16 protein-coding genes are annotated in these 20,440 nt (G+C 68.5%); 2 read left to right on the forward strand and 14 right to left on the reverse strand.

The features are described from left to right. Positions 1–23 precede the first annotated feature (23 nt). The 7 genes from HB681_RS27885 to tssK form a co-directional block, all read right to left on the reverse strand. Positions 24–809 (reverse strand): hypothetical protein, encoded by a 786-nt coding sequence (locus HB681_RS27885; RefSeq protein WP_213958127.1) that lies wholly within the window; start codon positions 807–809, stop codon positions 24–26. A gap of 26 nt (positions 810–835) precedes the next feature. Further along, the gene (locus HB681_RS27890) at positions 836–2,509 is read right to left on the reverse strand and encodes an MltA domain-containing protein (RefSeq protein WP_256735131.1); all 1,674 of its coding nucleotides are present in this window, start codon (positions 2,507–2,509) and stop codon (positions 836–838) included. Between the two features lie 72 nt (positions 2,510–2,581). Continuing rightward, positions 2,582–4,507, reverse strand: coding sequence for a serine/threonine-protein kinase (locus HB681_RS27895; RefSeq protein WP_213958128.1), 1,926 nt, complete (start codon positions 4,505–4,507; stop codon positions 2,582–2,584). Positions 4,508–4,913: 406 nt separating this feature from the next. Further along, positions 4,914–5,531, reverse strand: a complete 618-nt coding sequence (gene tagF / locus HB681_RS27900; protein ID WP_345944767.1) for a type VI secretion system-associated protein TagF — start codon at positions 5,529–5,531, stop codon at positions 4,914–4,916. After that, complete coding sequence (tssM, locus tag HB681_RS27905) at positions 5,528–9,127, reverse strand: type VI secretion system membrane subunit TssM (protein WP_213958130.1); 3,600 nt, start codon at positions 9,125–9,127, stop codon at positions 5,528–5,530. Before tssM ends, tagF begins: the two co-directional genes overlap by 4 nt. Then, positions 9,124–10,437 carry a DotU family type VI secretion system protein gene (locus HB681_RS27910; RefSeq protein ID WP_213958131.1) on the reverse strand — a complete coding sequence of 438 codons (1,314 nt, stop codon included), beginning with the start codon at positions 10,435–10,437 and terminating at the stop codon, positions 9,124–9,126. The genes tssM and HB681_RS27910 overlap by 4 nt, the downstream gene beginning before the upstream one ends. Before the next feature lie 14 nt (positions 10,438–10,451). Further along, positions 10,452–11,783 carry a type VI secretion system baseplate subunit TssK gene (gene tssK, locus HB681_RS27915; RefSeq protein ID WP_213958132.1) on the reverse strand — a complete coding sequence of 444 codons (1,332 nt, stop codon included), beginning with the start codon at positions 11,781–11,783 and terminating at the stop codon, positions 10,452–10,454. A 308-nt stretch (positions 11,784–12,091) separates the two neighbouring features. On the opposite strand from tssK, the gene HB681_RS27920 reads away from it, so the two are divergent. Together HB681_RS27920 and HB681_RS27925 are read left to right on the forward strand one after the other, a co-directional pair. Beyond that, positions 12,092–12,727 carry a protocatechuate 3,4-dioxygenase gene (locus HB681_RS27920; RefSeq protein ID WP_213958133.1) on the forward strand — a complete coding sequence of 212 codons (636 nt, stop codon included), beginning with the start codon at positions 12,092–12,094 and terminating at the stop codon, positions 12,725–12,727. A gap of 236 nt (positions 12,728–12,963) precedes the next feature. Then, entirely contained in the window at positions 12,964–14,310 is a 1,347-nt protein-coding gene (locus HB681_RS27925) for an adenylate/guanylate cyclase domain-containing protein (protein ID WP_213958134.1), read from the forward strand. Positions 14,311–14,331: 21 nt separating this feature from the next. Here HB681_RS27925 and HB681_RS27930 read toward each other — a convergent pair whose 3' ends face one another. The 7 genes from HB681_RS27930 to HB681_RS27960 form a co-directional block, all read right to left on the reverse strand. Continuing rightward, positions 14,332–14,481: a hypothetical protein gene (locus HB681_RS27930; protein ID WP_213958135.1), complete on the reverse strand. Its 150-nt coding sequence runs from the start codon at positions 14,479–14,481 to the stop codon at positions 14,332–14,334. Positions 14,482–14,623: 142 nt separating this feature from the next. Beyond that, positions 14,624–14,983, reverse strand: a complete 360-nt coding sequence (locus HB681_RS27935) for a hypothetical protein (RefSeq protein ID WP_213958136.1) — start codon at positions 14,981–14,983, stop codon at positions 14,624–14,626. Then, positions 14,980–15,273 (reverse strand): type II toxin-antitoxin system Phd/YefM family antitoxin, encoded by a 294-nt coding sequence (locus HB681_RS27940; protein WP_213958137.1) that lies wholly within the window; start codon positions 15,271–15,273, stop codon positions 14,980–14,982. Before HB681_RS27940 ends, HB681_RS27935 begins: the two co-directional genes overlap by 4 nt. 103 nt (positions 15,274–15,376) lie before the next feature. Continuing rightward, positions 15,377–15,781: a hypothetical protein gene (locus tag HB681_RS27945; protein ID WP_213958138.1), complete on the reverse strand. Its 405-nt coding sequence runs from the start codon at positions 15,779–15,781 to the stop codon at positions 15,377–15,379. Between the two features lie 98 nt (positions 15,782–15,879). Continuing rightward, the gene (locus HB681_RS27950) at positions 15,880–16,104 is read right to left on the reverse strand and encodes a hypothetical protein (protein WP_213958139.1); all 225 of its coding nucleotides are present in this window, start codon (positions 16,102–16,104) and stop codon (positions 15,880–15,882) included. Between the two features lie 231 nt (positions 16,105–16,335). Beyond that, complete coding sequence (locus HB681_RS27955; protein ID WP_213958140.1) at positions 16,336–17,085, reverse strand: AAA family ATPase; 750 nt, start codon at positions 17,083–17,085, stop codon at positions 16,336–16,338. A 128-nt stretch (positions 17,086–17,213) separates the two neighbouring features. Then, complete coding sequence (locus HB681_RS27960; RefSeq protein WP_213958141.1) at positions 17,214–20,408, reverse strand: cytochrome P450; 3,195 nt, start codon at positions 20,406–20,408, stop codon at positions 17,214–17,216. Between the last annotated feature and the right edge of the window lie 32 nt (positions 20,409–20,440).

The following is a 20,440-nucleotide window of genomic DNA, read 5'->3' on the forward strand; positions in this document are numbered from 1 at the left end:
GGTGTCCTGAATTGGGTATGTCTTCAGGCATAAGACGCTTCAGCACCGAGGATTTCGAAGACCTTGAGGATCACGCCCATGTTGTCCGGCTCGACGGCGATGCCCAGGGTCTGCGTGAGCCATCGGCCCAGCGTGGTCTTCGCATAGTCGGCCGGCAGCGCCTCGCGCTTGTGCACGAGCCCCAGCCGGCCCGCGCGGTAGTGGTAGGAGGCGATCGAATGGCGCGACGCCACGCCAGACAGTGGGTTCTCGCGGCCGAAGCCCTCGCACAGCAGGATGCGCTCCGGCGCCGGCAGCGAAGCGATGAAGGCGCGCGCCGCCGCCTGCACGGCCGGGCCACTCAGCCCGTGCTCGGCGAGCACGTCGAAGCCGCTCGCGTCGCTGCTGCTGCTGCCGAGCTGGTCTTCGAGCTGTGCCTCCGACACCTGGTCGCCGATCGACCGCCTGCGCCGAAAGCTGCTGGCGCGCGTGCAGTCGATGAGGTAGCGGCGGAAGTAGGCGCACAGCGCGAACGCGCTCGACGGGGCGCTGTGGTTGTCATCGCCGCTGCGGCCACTGCGGCCGCTCTCGCCGGTCTCCTCGGCCTCGTCCGGGTCGGCATCGAGCCGCAGCACCTTCACGTAGATGAACTGCGCCACCAGTTCCTGCCGACCTTCGCCGAGCACATGCAGCTCCGGCGGATTGCAGCCCGCCAGCGCCCCGCCGACGATGCCGTACATGCAGGCCATCTCCTTCGGCCCGAGCGCATGCCGGCGACGCCACAGGCGCACCAGTTCGACGCTTTGCTCGGAGGAGAGGGTTTCCTGCATGAGGAGGCGGTCAACGACACGCGACTTCAGTCATCGACGCACTGGCCTTCGACGGGCACCAGGCATTGCGGCAGGTCCGCGCCAGCCGCACCGCCGCGCGTGCGGATCGTCGAACTCGAGGCCGCCGCCACGGCCTGGCCGCGCGGCAGCAGGATCCAGAGCTGGCCGCGCTCCTTCATGCGGCGCGCGTTCGTTGCGGCCTGCGTGCCGTTGCCGAAGAAATAGTCGGCCCGTACCGCGCCGCGGATCGCGCCGCCGGTGTCCTGCGCGATCGTCAGCCGCTGCATCGGTTCGCCGGTGCCGGGCGTGCGCGTCGACACGAACACCGGGTAGCCCAGCGGCGTGCTGCGCGGATCGACCGCGATGGACCGGCCGGCTTGCAAGGGCACGCCGAAGGCTCCCACCGGGCCGCTCGCGCCGCCGGCCGATTCCTTGAAGAACACGTAGCTCGGGTCCTTGATGCCGGAGCCGATGACCGGCCCCGACGCAGTGCGCCCCGGCACGATGACCGCGCCGCTCTGCTCCGGCCGCGCCAGCGTGAAGCCGCGCACGCGGATGCCGGCGGTGTTGTCGCCGACGTCGTCATCGTCGTTGTCGAGTTCCAGCTCGACCGCGCCGCCGCGCGTGCGCACCTTGCTCGCGGGCTGGCCGTTCTTGTTCTGCGCCAGCGTGGGGCGGAAGGGCTGGCCGTTCTGCTCCGCATAGGCCACGCGGACGATCTCGCCATTGGGCAGGCGGATGCGGCCGGAACCCTGGATCTGCATCTCGTACAAGGCGGTGGCGCTGCTGACGAAGGCCAGCACCTTGGCGTTGGGCGCGCCGCGCGTCTCGATCTCCTCGCGCGTGAAGTACGGCAGCAGGGCCCTACCCTGCGCGCGCAGGCGCACCTTGCGGTCGAGCGTGTCGCGGGTGATCGTCGACAGGTCGAGCGAATAGAGGCCCGGCGAGCCAAGGTCGCGCGTGTTGAATGCGCCCGTCTGGATCGTCACGTCGCGGCCCTGCACCCGCGCCGCGACGGTGGCGTTGCCGGGCGGCAGCTTGCGCGCATCGAGGAACAGCATGTCCTCCGGCGTGCCGTACACCGGGTAGATGTTGGGCGGCGAATAGTTGCGGCTGCCGGTGATCTCGGGCTCGAAGTAGCCGGTCACCACGCCGTCGGGGCGGCGGTCGTCGTCGCGGATCTGGTAGACGGTGAACTCGCGCTCGTAGAAACCGCGGATGGCCGCACTGTTCTTCGGGTCGATGGAGCGGGTGCGATCGCAGATGTCCTTCCACTGCGCGCCGCGACCGGTCAGAACCTTGCAGCTGCCCAGGAAGGCTGGCCAGCCCTCGGAGAAATCGTCGCGGCCCCAGCCCGGCAGCGCGTCGTAGCCGACCGCGGTGTAGGTGGCGAGCTGGGTGGAGAAGGTGCGCGCCTGCCCGGCCACGCTCGCGCCCGAGGCGGCGCCGGAAATGGTCGGGCGCGTGCCCGCGTCGGTCGCAACGGTGGAGGTCGGCGCAGGACCGATGTTGAAGGTGCTGCCTGTGGCCGGCGTGGTGCTGGCCGGTGCGGCGGGCGCGGGGGCAGTCGATGCCGCGCCGGTGCCGGTCGCCGGCGGCGGGGAGGCGCAACCCGCGAGCCAGGTCACAGCGAAGGCAACGGCGCCGAAGGCCATGCGGCGCAGGACGATGGGCCGGGTCGGCGGTGACAGGTTTTTCATTGGAACCTCCTTGCTGCAGATGGAGCGGCGGCCCGGGCTTCGGTGCTGCGCGGGCCGACGCTCTGCAGACGATTACTTCTCGGTGATTTGGAAAAGCCCGACGCCATAGACGTCGTTGCAGGTGGTGTTCGGCGGCGGACAGATCGGATGGCCGAGCAAGGGTGGCGGTCCATTGCCGCGCGCCGCTTCCAGCGCGGCGAGCACCGTCAGCGGGAACTTGGGAAAAACACCGTCGTTCTGGATGCCGGTGCCGCTGAAGTCGCGCTCGTGCTGGCTCACCAGCACCGCGAAATGATCGATGCCGGCCGGCCCGCCCGCATCCATGGGCCACGACGCACGCGGCAGCGTGATGGGGCTGCCGGCCGAGACCTTGTTGTACTTGTCGAGCAGGTTCGGGAACAGCTGGTACATGCCGCCGTCGGTCGACAGCAGGAAGACGTAGGCGTAGCCGTCGCGCCTGCTGCGCACGTCGAAGGACAGCTTGTCCTTGCCGATGAGGACATCGGCCTTCTTCGGCGTGGCCGTCACCTCGAAGCCGGGCGCGGCGCCGCCGGCCAGCGATTGCAGGGACTCCAGCGGCGTGGTCGGTGGAGGGGGCGGGGGCGGTGGTGGCGGTGGGGGCGGCGGGGGTTCCGGCGTCACGCTCGCGGTGCCACCCGGCGGGGGTGCGGCGGCGATCTTGCCGGCCTCGCCGGCGTTGTCGCCCGCGCCTTGCTGCGACCACCACCAACCGCCCGCACCGAGCGCCGCCAACCCGATCACCGATGCGGCGGCGATCGCCTTGCCCCTGCCGCTCGAAGGCGCGGCCGTTGCAGACGCGGGCATCGGCGCGGGCGTGGTGCCCAGCGGCACCGGCCGGCTCACGGGCGCCGGCGGCGTCGACGGCGCCCCCGACTGCCAGCCCGCCGACGGCATGACCGTCTGCGCGCCGTCCAGTCCCAGCATCGCGCGCAACTCGGCCATCGACTGCGGCCGGTGTTCCGGCCGAACGGCCAGTCCGGCGTCGATGCTCGACAGCAACTGCACGCTGTAGCGCTGGCGCAGCGTCTCGTTGTTGACCAGCGGCACATAGCTGTCGGACAGCAGTCGAGCCACTGAGGGCGGCGGCGCGCGGCCGGTCACCGCGACGTGCATCACGCCGGCCAGCGCGTACACGTCGGTCCATGCGCCCTGCGTCATGTCGGGCACCTCGGCGTACTGCTCGATCGGCGCATAGCCGGGCTTCAGGATCACGGTGATGGCATGCGTCATGTCGGAGATGACGCGGCGCGCGGCGCCGAAGTCCAGCACCACCGGCTGGCCCGAGCCTTCTAGCAGCATGATGTTGTCGGGCGCGATGTCGCGGTGGAAGCAGTGGGCGTTGTGCATCACGGCCAGCGCCTGCGTCACGCCGTCGACGATCCGCAGCAGCCAGGCCTCGTCGACGCCGCCGGGCGAGTCGCGCAGCGCCTGGCGCAGCGTGTCGCCGCGATAGAGCGGCATCACCATGTAGGCGGTGCCGCGGTCGCGCAGGTAGTCGATGACCTTGAGCAGCGACGGATGGTCGAACTTGGCCAGCAGCCGGGCTTCTTCCAGGAACTTGCTCATGCCTTCGTCGAAGGTCTCGCGCTGCCGCTCCGACTGCGGCGCCACGCTTCCGTCGAGCTGTCGCGTGGACAGTTGCATCGGCAGGTATTCCTTGATCGCAGCCACGCGTTCGAGCTTGTGGTCCCACACCTCGTAGACCGCGCCGAAGCCACCCTGGCCGATGAGGCGCTTGATCTCGAAGTCGGCGATGCGCGCGCCGGCCGGGAGCACGCCGGCGTCTTGCGCAGCGGGTGGGGCGTGTGCGCGATCGACAGGAGGAACGGTGGTCACGTTCTTGTCGATCGGCGGCGCCGCGGCGGGCGGCGCGACGACGGTCACATCCTGCGGGGTGCTGGTGCTCAACTGCGGGCCGGTCACGACCTGCGTGCGGTCGTCCGCATCGTCGTTGGGGCGCAGCGTCTCGTCGCTCATGGCGCTTGTTCCGTTGCGCTGCTGGCTACGCGTGTCGCATTCAGCGCGGGCCGAGGTGCATGCAGCGCGGATCGGGGTGCATGTCGGGGCGCGGGCCGAGGCCATCGGGTATCTCCCTCCGCGAATGTCCCCCGGCCTTCGGCCTCCTCCTTTATTTCGCTGCGGGAGACACCCGATGCCCTCGGCCCAGGACACGCCACGTCGTGCCGGCCGAACAACCGCGGCGCGTCTGGGTCACGTCGATGGCGTGCTCTGCGCAGCGAAACAAAGGAGGAGCTGCGGGAGCCGGCAGCCGCACGCTGACGGCGGGGGACATTCGCGGAGCAGAGTACGCCGTCGGCGTGATCTCGCCGCAGCCCGACGCTCTTGATTGGCAATCGAAGACGCAAGCAGATGCACCGGCTCATCAGGCTGCCTCCGCTTCAAAACCGAACAGCGCATCGAAGCGCTCCCCCACCGGCAGCCCGCTCACGACCATCGGCAGCACCTCATAGGCATCCGGGTCGCTGCACCAGCTCGACTGCCCGGAGCGCGGCACGTGCACCGGCTGCGCCGATTCCGACACGGGCACCTCGGTGCCGAACAGGCGCGTCAGCGCGGCATCGAAGCCGGCCGCATCGAGGTCCTTTTCAAGACCCTCGAGCGCAGCCTGCGCCGCCAGGGTCCACCACTTGCGCATCCGCGCGCTGGCCTCGTCCTCGGAGAGGCCGGCCAGGGCGTCGAGTTCCGTCGCGATCGTGAAGGGGAAGTACCTGCCGACGCTGTCCACGGACGGCATCAGCACCCCGATCCACGCGCGCTCGCTGGCGATGTCCTGGCCCAGCAGGAAGAACCACAGCGGCCCTTCGAGATAGCGCTCGACCCAGTCGGCCTCATGCCGTTCGCGCAGCTTCATCAGGCCTTGCTGCAGCCAGTCGTCCCAGCGCGCGCGAAAGGCATCGGGCCAGCGCCGATGCGCGAAGTCGCCGATGCCCGGCAGCTTGCCGAACCAGCCGGGCACGGCGACATCGGCAACGTCGGTCACAGGCCCTCCGGGCATTGGAACTCGCGCAGCTCCTTCAGGCGGATCGGATGCTGCACGCTGTTGGTCGTCACCTCGAAGCGCGCGGTGCGCGCGCCGATCTGGAAGGTGATGAAGAATTTCTCCGGCGCATCGCCCGCCGAGAGCTGCCCGTCATCGAGCGCGCGGAACAGCGCCCACGGCCCGTCCACCGCCATGCCCGAGGGGCCGCTGGCCGAGGGCGGGCTGATCTCGATGCGCACCGTGTTGCTGCCCTTCGGACCCGGCCACTGGATCGCCATCGGCACCACCGGGCCATGCGCGTACTTGACCAGCTGGCCGTCCACGTCGAGCGTGAACTGCGTGATGCTGGCGTCCATTTCCACCGGCTTGAAGTCCAGCCGCATCGACGGTCCCTTGCCGCCGGCGCGGAAGAAGATGTCGCGGATGCGCGCCGCCCGCTCGAACTGCGCCAGCGACGCCGCGCTCACCGCCGGACGCTCGGCCACCGGCTTGTAGCGCCAGGGCTTGGTGCTGGTGTCGACGATGGCCAGGAGCCGCTTCTGGAAGAAGTCGTCCATCAGCCCGCCGGGCCCGAAGAACGTGCCGAAGTCGTCGGGCAGCACGTCGCGCTTGCTGGCCTGCACGAAGGGGTAGCGCCCCGCGATGGCGCGCACGCAGAAGTCGGTGACAGGCTTCAGGTCCTGCGCGAGGTTGCCGATCTCGGCGGCGCGCGCCTGCACCGCGCCCGACTGGCTCAGGTTCTCGACCATCGATCGCACTGGCTCCGGCAGGCGCGCGGCCGGCGCCTTGATGGCAGCCACCGCGTCGCCGGGCGGCGGCGCGGTGCGGTTCTTGACCGCCGCGTCCACGCTGGTGAGGTAGGTGTAGACGTCGCCGAACATCTTCACCGCATCGTCGATGGGTGCGGGCCCGCCGGGGGTCGCAGGCAGCACGAACTTGCGCAGCGTGTCGAAGTGGTCATCGACGATGCTCTCGATGCGCTTGCCCGGCGCCACCTGCTGCTGCTTGGGATCGCCGCCGAACAGGTCTTCCAGGCCCTTGCGCGTGTTGCGCACGGTCTCGGTGGCCTTGCTCACCACGTCCTTGCCGGCGTCGGGCGGGATCAGCGTGGTTTCCTTCACCACCGCGCCCAGGAACAGCGCCAGCGGCGAGGGCTTGTTCGACAGGATGCGTGCCGTCTCGATGTTCTTGTCGAGCCCGCTGCCGCGCACCACGCGCACGTCGGCCAGCAGCGCGTCCCACACCTTGTTGTATTCCTCCAGGTAGAGGCGGCGCACGCGGTCGGTCAGGGCGCCCAGCCCGGCCACGTCGCGCGCCAGGTCCGCGCTGCTGCGGTCCAGGCCCAGGACCCAGGGGTCTTCCTTCGCGAGCAGCGCGGTCTGCACCGTCACCTCCTGCTGGAAGCGCTTGTGATAGCCGTCGTAGGTGAACATGCCCGGCACGCCTTCGGTCAGCGGCTTGCCGCTGATGCGCTCCAGCACCAGTGGACCCGAGGGGCCGGCGGCGTTGGCCGGGCTGAAGTCCGGGATGTCCTTGGTGATGCGCTGCCGCTTGAGCCGGCTGAACACGCGCTGCTCCAGCGGATAGCTCGCGAGCAGGGCGCGCACGTTGCGCACCAGGTTGTCGTCCATCTTCAGCGGCGAGCGCGGCGGGCCTTGCGCGATGAGCACGTCGAGCTGGTCCTCCAGGAGCTTCCGCTGGTCCTCGGGCACGCCGCGGTCGATGTTGCGGCTCCAGTCGAGCGTGATCCAGGCCTTGAGCGCATCGGGATCGAAGCGATCGGCCTGGTGCAGCATCAGGTAGGTCTTGAGCGCCTCGTAGGTGTATTCGAGGTTGTCCTTCTGCGCGGTGCGAAGCTGGTCCTCGATGCGCTTGGCCAGTTGCGGCAGGAACACCTCGTTGAGCGCGCGCTGGTGCGCCAGCATGGCCGCCGCATCGAGCTTGTCGCCCTGGTAGAGGCCCAGGCCCATCGACAGCGGCGCATTGCCATTGCCGTTGTCCGGCGTCTCCCAGATGTTGCGCAGGCCCTGCAGCACGGGCGCCACCTCGATCAGGTTCTGCACGCGCGAGGGCACGGCGGCCAGCGTCTTCTTCGCAGGGTCGATTCGCGCGTCGACCGACTTCAGGTACTCCAGGTTGCGCCAGCTGCTGTAGCCCCATGCCGCCAGCAGCGCCAGCGTGACCAGCGTCATGGCCGACACGGCCGCCAGCCGGACCGTGTTGCGGCGGCGCTCCAGCTTCACGTCGGCGCCGGCCAGGCGCTGCTCGGGGAACACGACCTGCTTCAGCAGCGCGGTGAGGAAGTAGCTACGGCCACTGCTCTTCTGCGGCGGCAGCATCGCGCGCTCGATCCCGAAGCTGCGGGCCAGGCTGCCCATCACGCGGTCGATCGGGCTGCCCTCCTGCGTGCCGCTGGTGAAGTACACGCCACGCACCCAGGGCGGCTGCGCAAAGCGCGAGCCGGTGAAGACCTGGTCCAGCAAATCCTGCAGCAGCGGGCCGACCGATGCGAACTGCGCCGGGAAGCCGAAGATCGCGGCGCGCTTGGTGCCATCGGTCTCCTGCTGCATGCGGTCGATGAGGCCGTTGTTGACCCGGTCGTGCAGCAGGCCGAACTCGCGCTGGAAATACGCGCCGACACCGTGCTCGGCCAACTGCGCCCCTTCGTCCGGCGGCAGCGTGAAGCCGAACACCTGCGCACGCTGCTCCTTGCCCAGGTCGGCGAAGTATTCGGTGAAGCCGTACAGCAGGTCGCTCTTGGTCACCAGCACATACACCGGCAGCCGCGTGGTGAGCTTGCCGTCGAGCTCCAGCAGGCGCGCACGGATCGATGCAGCCAGCGTGCTGCGGGCCTCGGTGTCCTGGCTCAGCAGGTCCTGCACGCTCACGGTGAGGAACACGCCGTTCAGCGGCCGGCGCGGGCGCACCTTCTTCAGCAGGCCGAGGAAGCCTTCCCATGCGCTCTTGTCCTCGGTCTGGTGGCTGTCCTGCGTGGTGTAGCGCCCGGCCGTGTCGATGAGCACGGCCTCGTCGGTGAACCACCAGTCGCAATTGCGCGTGCCGCCCACGCCCTTGATCGCGCCCGGCCCGAACTTGTCGGCCAGCGGAAACGACAGCCCCGAGTTGACCAGCGCCGTCGTCTTGCCCGCGCCCGGCGCGCCGATGAACACGTACCAGGGCAGGTCGTAGAGATAGCTGCCGCCCGAGAGCGAGAGCCAGTCGCGCAGGCCCGGCTTCCTGCCGGCCGCGTGCAGGCGCATCTGCTTGAGCGTGGCCACCGCATCGCTGAAGCGGGTGTCGAGGATCTTCTGCTCGGCGCTGCCGGGCGCGGCCGTGGCGGCGACGGGCGCCTGCATCAGGCCTTCGGTGAGCACCTTGCTCGCACTGCGCGCGCGCCAGCGCCGCAGCAGCGCGCGCAGCAGCACGATGAACACGATGACGCCGATGGTCACCCAGCGCCACAGCTCGCTCTCCAGCGGCGCCAGCGCACCGATGCGCACCAGCGGCCCCACCCACCAGATCAGCACCCCGACGATGACCAGCGCCAGGACCGTGAGCAGCAAAGGATGAAAGATCCAGCCGAAGATCTTCTTCATGGCTTCACCTCCGCCTTCACTGCGCTCGGGTTCGGGGTGAGCAGCACGATCTCCACGCGCCGGTTGCGGGCGCGATTGGCGGGCGAGTCATTGGGTGCGACGGGTTCCGCATCGGCCTTGCCGTCGGAGCGCATGCGGGCCGGATCGACCTGCGCCTCCAGTGCGGCCTTGACCGCATCGGCACGCGCGGCCGACAGGTGCCAGTTGCTCGGAAAGCGCAGCGAGCGGATCGGCTGGTTGTCGGAGTGGCCGGTGATGAGCACGTCGCCCTTGACCTCCGCCAGCGCATCGCCGATGCGCTTCAGCACCGGCAGCGACTGCGGCATCGGATCGGCGCTGCCGGAGCCGAAGAAGGAATCGCCGCGCAGGCGCACGGTGCTGCGGTCGGCCTCGTCGGTCACGGTGACCAGCCCCTGCTTGACCTCCGGCTCCAGGAACTTCGCCAGCCGCGGCGCCTTCGCCAGGATGGCCGGCGGCGCGATCTGCACGTTGGGCACGCGCAGCGAGGACACGGCCGCATAGGTGCTGTCCGAGCGGTTGTTCAGCGAGATGCGCAGGCCGAACCACACCAGCGCCAGCAGCAGCGCGAACGCCGCCCCGAACACCCACAGCGGCAATGCATGGCGCAGCTTGGTCGTGCCCGCGCCCTGCCCGCGCCAGTGCGGCGACAGGTCCGCTTCCAGCGGCGGCCGGTCTTTCCGGATGAGTTCCGCGAGGCGCTGCCGCACCGTGTCGAGTTGCGCGCGGCCGTTCTCGATGACGCGGTAGCGGCCCTCGAAGCCGAGGCCCAGCGTGCAGTAGATGAGTTCCAGCAACTGGCGATGCTTGGGCACGTCCTGTGCGAGCTTGGCCAGCAGCTGGAACACCTTCTCGCCGCCGACCGCCTCGTTGTGGAACTGGATCAGCAGGCCCTGCTTGTTCCACCCGGCCTGCGCGCCCCACGGCGTGTTGGCCACGGCTTCGTCGAGCGACGTGCACAGGACGTAGCGCGCGGCCAGCACCGCTTCGTTGGACACGCCCGCGCGCCGCGCCGTCGCGTCGAACTGGTTCACCGCCTCGGCCGTCGAGGCCCGCAGCGCCGGCACGTTGGGCGCATGCACCAGCGTGCGCAGCCGCGCCATCAGCGCCAGCAGCTTGCCGGCCGCGGAGACCAGCGGATTGAGCAGCGCGAGTTCGCCGATGTCGACCGCCGGCGCATCCCCGCCCCCGCCGCCCGGCGGTGGTGGCGGCGACTGCCCCGGCATGCGCGGCTTCGGCTTGATGACCGTGCGCTCGGACTCAAACGCGGCAAACGGATCCGGGGTGCTCATGGAATGGTCTCCCGCTAGCTGCGTATCGCCCAGAACGCCATGTCCAGGCCGGGAAAGTCGCCGGCGATGTGCATCGCGACACCCCCCGACTTTTCCAGCTGCCGCCACAGGTCGCTGTTGCGCGTTTCCAGCTCGAAATAGTTGGCGCCCGTGTGGAACGGAATCTGCCTTGGCGCCACCGGCATCGGCAGCAGCGCCACGCCCGGCAGCGCCAGCGTGACCAGGTCGCGGATGCGCTCGACCGGGCCTATCTTCACCTGCTGCGGGAAGCGCGCGCGCAAGGCTTCGCTCGGCATGTTCGACAGCACCGCCAGCACGAAGGTCGCGTTGCGCTGCAGTTCCACGTCCGGGATCATCGCCACCTGCACGCCCCGCCCGCGGTCGTGCAGGTCGATGCGGATGGCCGACTGCTCCAGCACCATCGACAGGCTGCGCCGCAGGTCGTCCATCACCGGCCGGAAGCTGGTCGCCAAGTCGTCATGGATGTACGGCCCGAAGCGCGCCACGCGGCGCGAGTCCCTGAACGTGGCCAGGTCGCCGGCCAGCGCGAGCGCCTGCTCGAAGAAGTGCTGCGGATGCAGCATCGCGCTGCGGGCCAGGTGCGCGAACAGCGGCTCGTTGCGATTCACGGTCTGCAGCAGCAGGAAGTCCGCGATCTCCGACACGCCGCCGGAGCCGCCCTGCGTCATGCGGCCGGCCAGCGCCTCGCCGCGCTGGCGCAGCAGGCCCAGCAACTCGTCGAGCCACGAGCGCACCACCGCATGACCGGCCACGTCGAGCAGCGGCGGGACCAGCGCGCGGTCGATCTGGACCTGGTTGTCGACGCGGCGCTCGACCACGCGCGCGACGTTGATCGTGGTCCAGGCATCGGTGGTGTCGCTCGCGCGCATGAGGCGCGTGTGCAGCGCGCCGAGCTGCACGGTGGCCGTGCGGTCGCCGGAGGTATTGGAGTCGGGCACGTCGACCTCCAGCACGCGATGCCGCACCAGGTCCTCGTAGCCTTCCGCATCGGCCTCGCGCGCGCCCGAGCGGCGCAATGGCAAGGCCAGCACCACCGCCTCCTCGCGCATCGTCGGCGCGATGTCGATGGGTTCGGGCAGCGGGTCGATGGCCGGCATGTCGAACACGGTGCCGTCGCCGAAGACACCCACCGCGCGCACGAGCGCGAGCTTGCCGAGCGTCAGCGCGGCCGCGTCGATCTCCAGTTCCGCGAACCCCCAGGCGTAGGGCGTGGTGGTGCGCAGCAGCAGGTGCCGGGCATGGTCTGCGTGGCGCTCGCTCTGCTGAAGGTGCTGGGGCTGCAACAGCATCCCCTCGCTCCAAACCACTTTTGTTCGCCAGCTCATCCGCGCTCCGTCACCGGCAGGGGTTGCCAGAAGTTGGCAGTGTCGGATGCTTGGGCGGGGCGGAAAATCTGGCTAACGGCTTAGCGGGTCGGGGTCGGTCTAGTGCGAAGGCACTAGCGGGAAAGCCCGCTTTTCGCGGGCGCGGACGGCGGGCTCGGGCCTTGGTGTGCGGGTCGACCGGCGCGAACGCGCAAACAGAAAGGGCCTTGCGCGAATGGGGCGAAGAGAACGGGCTTGCCATCGCAGGCGACCAAGGCAAGGATGTGGGCTGACCAGGAACGCAGCGCACGGCATCGACTCTCATCACGATGAACGCCACACATCACCCCAGAGGCCTGCCACGGCGCGCCCTGTCCGCCGCGATCGTCGCCCTGCCCGCCCTGTGGCTCGGCGCCCGCGCGCAGGCGCCGGCCGCCCGGCGCGCGACGCCCGCGCAGACCGAAGGCCCGTTCTACCCGGTGGCCCTGCCGGCCGATTCGGACAACGACCTGCTGCACAACGGCACGCTGACCTATGCCGCCGCCAAACCGACCTGGGTCGATGGCAGCGTTACCGACCTCGACGGCCGGCCGCTTGCAGGCGCGCTGGTGGAGATCTGGCAGTGCGACGAACACGGCCACTACCACCATCCCGGCGACGGCGACCGCGCCGACCGTGCGTTCCAGGGCTTCGGCAAGGTCGCCGTAGATGCACAGGGCCGCTATCGCTTCCGCACGATCCGCCCGGTGGCCTATTCCGGCCGCACGCCGCACATCCATGTGAAGGTCAAGCTCGGCGCGCGCGAGTTGCTGACCACGCAGCTCTACGTCGCGGGCGCGCCGGGCAACGCGCGGGACTTCCTGTGGAGCCGCTTGTCAGAAGACGCTCGCGCGGCAGTTACCGTGCCTTTCGAGCGTGCGGCCGATGGCTGGAAGGCAAGCTTTCCGATCTACGTCGCGGCCTGATACGCCTTCGCAATCAAACGCATAACTGCGTTGGACCGCCTTGCCGTGCTACGGCACTGTCTGCGGCGCTCCGCCTTGTTCTGCGCTTGATTGCAAAGCCGTATGACGTCGCCTGTCCGCACCAAGTCGTTTGCATCGCCGCGAGCAACAGGGTCGACGCCGCCGAGTGCGGTTGTACCTTGCGCGCGGCGGTTGAATGGCGCACGCTCCCGCCATGAAACGACGCTTGGGCCCTCATGGATGAGACGCCGGAAACCCGCTACGCCAAGAGCGGGGACTTTCACATCGCCTACCAGGTCGTCGGCAACGGCCCGTTCGACCTGGTCTTCATCCCGGGCTTCATCTCCAGCGTCGAATACTGCTGGGAAGACCCGCGCATCGCGCACTTCTACCGGCGACTCGCTTCGTTCGCGCGCCTCATCCTGTTCGACAAGCGCGGCACGGGCATGTCGGACCCGGTGCCCGTCGAGCAGTTGCCTTCCCTGGAGCAACGCATGGACGACGTGCGGGCCGTGATGGACGCCGCCGGGTCGAAGCGCGCCGCACTGGTCGGCGTGTCGGAGGGCGGGCCGCTGAGCCTGCTGTTCGGCGCCACCCACCCCGACCGCGTGTCCGCCATGGTCATCATCGGCACCTTCGCGCGCGTGGCCTGGGCGCCCGACTACCCCTTCGGCGTGCAGGCCGATCTATGGCACGGCCTGCTCAAGCGGATGGCGGAAGGATGGGGCAAGGGCGTCCTGCTGTCCGCCTTCGCACCCTCGCTCAAGAACGATGCCGGGGCGCGCCACTCATGGGCACGCCTGCAGCGCAGGGCCTCCAGCCCCGGTGCGGCGGTGGCGGTGATGCGCATGGCCTACGAGATCGACACCCGTTCGATCCTGTCCGCTGTGCGCTTGCCGACATTGATCCTGCATCGGCGCGAGGACCTGCTGGTGTCGGTCGAGCATGCACGCTACCTTGCGCGCGAGATACCGGGCGCCAAGTACGTGGAGCTCCCCGGCACCGATCATTTCTTCTGGACCGGCGACGCCGATGCCTACCTCGACGAGGTCGAGGAGTTCCTCACCGGTGAGCGGCACGCGGGCGAGACCGACCGCGTGCTCGCGACCATCCTCTTCGCCGACATCGTCGGCTCGACCGAGCGCGCCGCCGAACTGGGAGACGCGCGCTGGCACGCATTGCTCGACAGCTACTACAGCGTGGCCCGCCGACAACTGGTGCGCTTCCGGGGTCGCGAGATCGACACCGCGGGCGATGGCCTGTTCGCCGCGTTCGACGGACCGGCGCGTGCGATCCGCTGCGCGGCGGCCATCGGCAGCGGCGCGCGGCTGCTGGGGCTCGACATTCGCGTGGGCGCCCACACGGGCGAATGCGAAGTGATGGGCGACAAGATCGGCGGCATCGCGGTGCACATCGGCGCGCGCGTGGCCGCGCAGGCGGGGCCGGGCGAAGTGATGGTGTCGAGCACGGTGAAGGACCTGGTGGCCGGCTCCGGCATGGCATTCCAGGACCGCGGCAGCCACGCGTTGAAGGGCGTGCCGGGGGAGTGGCACCTTTACTGCTTCATGCCGACGCAGGCGTAGCTGCTACGCCGTGCAGGCGCGTCATCCGCTACGGACAAAGGCCATCAGGCGGGTGAGGTCGCCCGCATCGGCCGTTCGCAAGGCGTTCAGGTAGGCGTGACGGACCTCTCCGTCAGCCACGAGGTTGGCGCCATGGCTCCAGGAAAAGCGATGACCGCCTGCTTCGCTCAACAGGCTGTCTGTCGTCAACGCTAGCCCATAGGGTCACAACAATCCAAATATTGTTAGCCTGAATAGAAACGGTTTCGCCTCAATTGATCCCTCATGGGCGAACACAGCCTCAGGAAGAAGGCCCAGGCAACCGATAGCCCAACTACCGCTCGTGCCGCAACGAAAGCAGCACGACATCCTGATCGGAGTGGGCATAGAGCATCACGTGGCGATCCAGCACCAATTCGCGCAGACTTGGCATGCCCAGTTCGCGGGCAAGTTGCCTTGCCTGCCCGGCTTGAAACTGCCCCCAGCCCGATCGGGCGTCGAGGAATCGGGCCGGCCGCCCACTGTTGGGGGCGAATGAAATCAGGCTGCGCGCCTTCACGATCCCCGCTTGCAACTTGCGAAAACGCGCCGACGCCGAATCGACATCCTGCTGCTCCATGAAGTCCTTGGCGACGCGCAGGCATTCCACGAAGTTCGGGACCGCCCGAACCCTTGCGTTGACGGGAATGCTCACGGGGCGGGGCGAATACCGAGCGCCTGGTCCAGTTCCGCGTCGGGAACGAACTCCCCGGCCAGCGCCTGTCGCAATCCAGCGACGGCATCTTCGGCCAATACGAGACTGGCGTGCTCCGCTTCGAGAGCGTGGTAGTAGTCCAGTCGGCGCGCATCGATCAGGGCGACGTAGCTCGCCCCGTTCTTGGTCAGCACCTTCTCCGAGCCTCCGCCCACCACGTCTTCGGCCAACTCGGTGAGACGGGCCCGGGCCTCGCTGATGGGGACAATGTCCGATGCTCGCAAAGTCATTTGCCAGAACTCATTAAGGTTTACGTTAATGAACGTCTAGCAACTGCGTCCGTCGCACGCAATCGCAATCCAACGCAGCGATGCGTTTGCAGGCGATGTCGTATCAGCCGCCGGCGCGATGAACGTAGTCCTGGTACGCCGGCAGCGCGATCGCCGCCAGGATGCCGATGCCCGCGGCGCCAAGGACCAGCACCACGCCCCAGAAGGACCAGCGCTTCTGCACGCGATTGAAATGTTCGAGGCTGTCCCAGCGCTTGTTTCGCCACGCCATCTCCCGGCCCTTGAAGCCGAGATAGAAGCCCATGATGAAACCGACGTACGGCACCAGCGCCAGCAGGCCGATCCACGTCTTGTTGGAGATCGCCCAGATCCAGTTGAGCAGGAATGCGCCCCAACTCCAGCCCTTGACGCCTTCCGGCACCACGATCTGGCTGCCGCCGCCCGAGTTGTTCTCGAAGTCCGGCGCGAGGTCCAGATCTGCGCGTGGCGCTGCGTAGGGGTTGTCCATGGGTCACCTTGTCATGAAGGATCTGAAATTGTCATGTGAAAGTATCCGGAAAACCGTGACAAGCCTCCCTTCGGGAAGGCTCCCGCGTTGCGCAACCGCTACGTGGAGGCCAGCCAGAGCATGCCGACGCCCAGGCCGATGAAGCATGCGGACACCAGCAGGAACCACCACCAGAGCAAGGTGGGCCGGGCCAGGGTGGCCGGCCTGGTTCTCTCGCGAACCACCGCCAGCGCGCCGAGCAACAGTGCGACGAGCACGCCCAGCAGGAAGGCCCAGGGGAGCCATTCCTGCGGCATCAACCGTGCGGCGAGAACGCCGAGCATGACGCATCCGGCAAATGCGTAGCCTCGGTAACGGTTGGCCGTCACTTCGAGGCTCCAGGGACGAGCGATACCGCGATTGACACTGCCGACTTTCCTTCCTGCGCCTTGATGGGGGGTGAGCCCAGCAATGTACCCGCCGCGAACGGGCTCGACCCAGCCCGCGGCGCGGAACTTTCCACGATCGGTGTGCCCGTGATGGCATAAGGACTAGAAGGCGGCGTCGACCCCGGCTCAACGCTCCATCAAGACCTGCAACATGCGCTGCGGGTTGGACAGGAAGTCGCGCGTCACCTGGAAGTGCTCCGCGTCTTCGTACGCGATCCTTGATATCCCTTCATTGCTGCATTGGTAGATGCACGCGTCCGGATAGGCCATCAGGATCGGCGAGTGGGTGGCGATGATGAACTGGGAGTTGTCCAGGACCAGGTCATGCATGCGGGACAGCACGGCCAGTTGCCTTTGCGGCGACAACGCTGCTTCGGGCTCGTCGAGGATGTACAGGCCCTGGCCGCCAAATCGTTGCGTCATGAGCGCCAGGAAGGATTCGCCATGCGACTGTTCGTGCAATGAACGGCCTCCATAGGAATCGACGATGGGCGGACCGGCCATGGGGTCTTCGTCGAGCCTCTCGATCTCCGTGGCCACGTTGAAAAAGCTCTCCGCGCGCAGGAAGTAGCCGTCCCGCGGCCGACGAATCCCCTTGGCGAGCCGCAGGTATTCATGCAGCACCGAATGCGACCGGCGCGTGCCGAAGTTGAAGTTGCGCGTGCCGCCTTCGGCATTGAAGCCCAGCGAGACCGCGATCGCCTCCAGCAGCGTCGACTTCCCGGAACCGTTCTCACCGATGAAGTACGTCATCCGCGGATGCAGGTCGATCTGCTCCAGCGAGCGTATGGCCGGCAGCGAGAACGGATAGCGGTCGAACGAATCGACCTTGTCCCGCCTGAGCGTGATACGGCCGACGTACTGGGAGGAAATCAAGTCAGTCTTCAACCAGGCTTGCAGGCGCCGTCGAATGCCAGGGATACCGCGGAACCGGCTTTGCCGGGCCGCTGGTATCGCCCCCTCGAGGGGGTAGCGCCGCAGGCGCTTCGGGGATGGGCCTTTCTTTACGCAAACACATCCGACACATACCGCCCATGCTCGTGCTCCATGCGATCGGCCCAGGCGTTGGCCGTGGCGTCGTCGCACTTGGTCGCGCGCTGGTACATCTTCAGGAAGGTCTCCCGCACCGCCGGCGCCATGCGCTTGCCGTCGCCGCAGACGTAGAACTGCGCGCCCTCGGTGAACAGGTTGCCGATCTCGATGCGGTCTTGCCACACGCGGTGCTGCACGAACATCACCTCGCCTTCGGGCTTGGCGGAGAACGCCGGCCGCATCTCCACCACGCCCGCACCCTCCCACTTGGCGAACTGGTCGCGGTAGAGATAGTCGACATCCGGGTCGTCGACGCCGAAGAACAGCAGCGCCCGGCCCACCTCGCGGCCGGCGGCCTTCTGCGCAGCGCGCTCCTGCAGGAAACCACGGAATGGCGCGACGCCGGTGCCGGCGCAGACCATCACGACGGGGGTGCGCGGGTCCGTCGGCGGATGGAAGCCCGACTGCGATGGCCGCACCGCCACCGAGAGCCGGTCGCCCGCCTGCAGCCGCGCAAGGTATGAAGAAGCGACGCCTTCGAAGCGGCCATGCCCCGACATCGCCGGCACGTCCAGCACGGCGATGGTCAGGCTGGCCTCCGCCTCGTTGGCCAGCGGCGACGAGGAGATCGAATACTGGCGCGGCCGCAGCGTCGGCAGCATGCCCAGGAAGCGCGCAAAGCCGATGTCGCAGGACTGGGCGCGTTCCAGCAGTTCCAGCAGGCTCACGCGCTTTTCCAGCACCTCTGTTTCATAGACATCCTCGGCCGCGAGCCGCTCCAGCTCCTTGCGCTCCGGCGGGCACGGCGTGGCTTCCGCAAGCTGTGCAACCTGCGCGCGGGTGACCGGCTGGGCCAGCTCCACGTAACCCGACAGCACTTCGTAAGCAGCCACCGGGTAGTCGCCCGGCAGCGACGCGGCTGCGCCTGCCTGCCGGTGGATGACGATCTGCGTGTCGCTGGCCAGGCCGAAGCGCTTGAGCGCGCGCGCGACGATGGCCTCGGGGTTGCGCGGCAGCACGGACAGGTAGTCGCCGGCCTTGTAGCGCATGCCCTCGGGCAGCGCGATCTGCAGGTGGCGCTTGGAGCGCGCGCCCGCATGGGCGATGTTCACCAGTTCGCGGTTCTCGACGATCACGCCCTGCTCGAGTTCGTGCAGTTGCAGCGCGCGCTCGCGTCCGGACGTAAGCACCTCCACGTCGAAGGTGGGCGTCGAGGCCTTCTCGGCGACGGCGCGGCCCAGGGCCTTGCCGACGTCGGCCCAGAGGGTCTCGTACCAGCTGTCGAAGGCGCCGAAGAAGTCGCCGCCCGCATCGGTCTCGCCGCGCGGACGCAGCTCCTTGCCGCCGGCCGCGGCAAAGGCTGCGTCGAGGCGCTTGGGGATGGCTTGATAGGTGCGCGCCCACTGGCGGTTTCCGCAGCCGAACACCGCGAAGCGCAGGCCGGCAAGCTCGCCCGCGCCGCGCGCCTCGAGCCAGGAGAGAAACTGCTTCGCGTTGTCCGGCGCCTGGCCCTCGTAGGAGGCGGAGACGACGATGACGGTCATGCCCGCGGCCAGCGTGTCCGCGTAGTCGTCCATCGGGGCCACGGTGGCGGCATAGCCCTGGCGCGGCGCGTCGGTGGCAATGCGCCGCGCGAACATCTCGCAGGATCCGGTGTTGCTGCCGTAGAGCACGACCAGGCGCGGCGCGTCGTCCTGCAACTGGACTTCCTCGGCCTGCTCGTTGACCAGGGCCTGCTTGACGCTCGGGATGGCGCTGCGCACCGCGAAGCCACCGGTGCCGCGGCGGCGCGCACGCATCAGCAGGTTGTGCGGCTTGATGGTGAGCGTCTCGGAGACTACGAGCTGGTACGAAGGGTCGTCGAGCACGATGTCGAAGCGCTGCAGCATCATCGAGACGACCATCTGCGCCTCCTGCATCGCGAAGGCCCTGCCGATGCAGGCGCGCACGCCGTTGCCAAAGGGCTTCCAGGCGTTCGGCGGCAGCTTCTCGGCCTCGCTGGGCTCGAAGCGCTCGGGCCGGAACTCCTCGGCGTCGTCGCCCCAGACCGCCGGATCGCGGTGCAGCGACGGCGCCAGCACCAGCGCCGTGTCCTGGGCGCTGAGCGGGTACTTGCCGCCGATCATGGTGTCCTGAATCGGCTTGACCGAGAACGCGGGCGCGGTGGGCCACAGGCGCAGCGACTCCATGAGGATCTGCTCGATGTAGCGCAGCTTCGCCAGGTCCTCGACGCGCGGCAGGTTGTCGCCGAGCACCTCGTCGACGATGGCCTGCGCCTTCAGCATCACGCGCGGGTTGGTCATCAGCAACTGGCAGGTGAAGGACAGCAGCCCGCTGGTGGTCTCGTGGCCGGCGATCAGGAAGGTGACCAGCTGGAAGCGGATGTTCTCGTCGGACAGCTTCTCGCCCGTGACCGGATCGACGCCGTTCATCATGACGTTGAGCAGGTCCTTCTTCTCCAGGCCCTTGGGGTCGGCGCGCCGCTCGATGATGAGTTGGCCGGCGATGCGGGCCAGCAGCTTCTGGTCCGCCTCGTAGCGGCGCCGCGTGCCGACCATCAGGTCGGAGACGACGCCGGGCCGCCGGCCGCGCTGCCCCGCCTCTTCGAGCGCGGAGCCCATCGCCGCGACGAAGGGATGCATCTCGTTCTGGTAGAAGCTGTTGAAGCGCACGTCGAACGCGCACAGCGCGATGGTGTCGAGCGCGAGGCGGGTCATGTTGTCCGTCACGTCGATGACGCCCGACGGCCCGAAGCGCTCCCACTTCACGAACATCTGGTCGGCGATGTCCACCATGCGGTCGAACATCGAGCGCACCCCGATCGGGCCGAAGGCCGGCATCAGCAACCGATGCGCCTTGGCCCAGTTGGGCTCGCTGTTGTAGGCGGTGAAGAGGCCGTCGCCGGCGAAGTCGCGGATGTGCTTGAGCGGCCCGCTGATGCGCTTCACGAAGCGGGACTCGTCGCAGAGCTCATCCACCAGTGCCTGCGAGCTGACGACATGCACGTCCTTGCCCGCCAGGGTGAGCTTGTAGATGCCGCCGTATTCCCGGGCCAGTCGCATCATGCTCTGGATGGGCGCCTTGGAGTCGAGTTCGCCGATGTTGCCCAGCAAGAGCTTCATCGGCGGTTGCGGAACGACGGATTGGCCAGGGCGCTTGCTCTTCATTGAAAGTCTCCGTGGATGTGAGCGGGGCCAAA

The organism is Variovorax sp. dw_954 (genome assembly GCF_018449755.1).
Lineage (GTDB): Bacteria > Pseudomonadota > Gammaproteobacteria > Burkholderiales > Burkholderiaceae_C > Variovorax.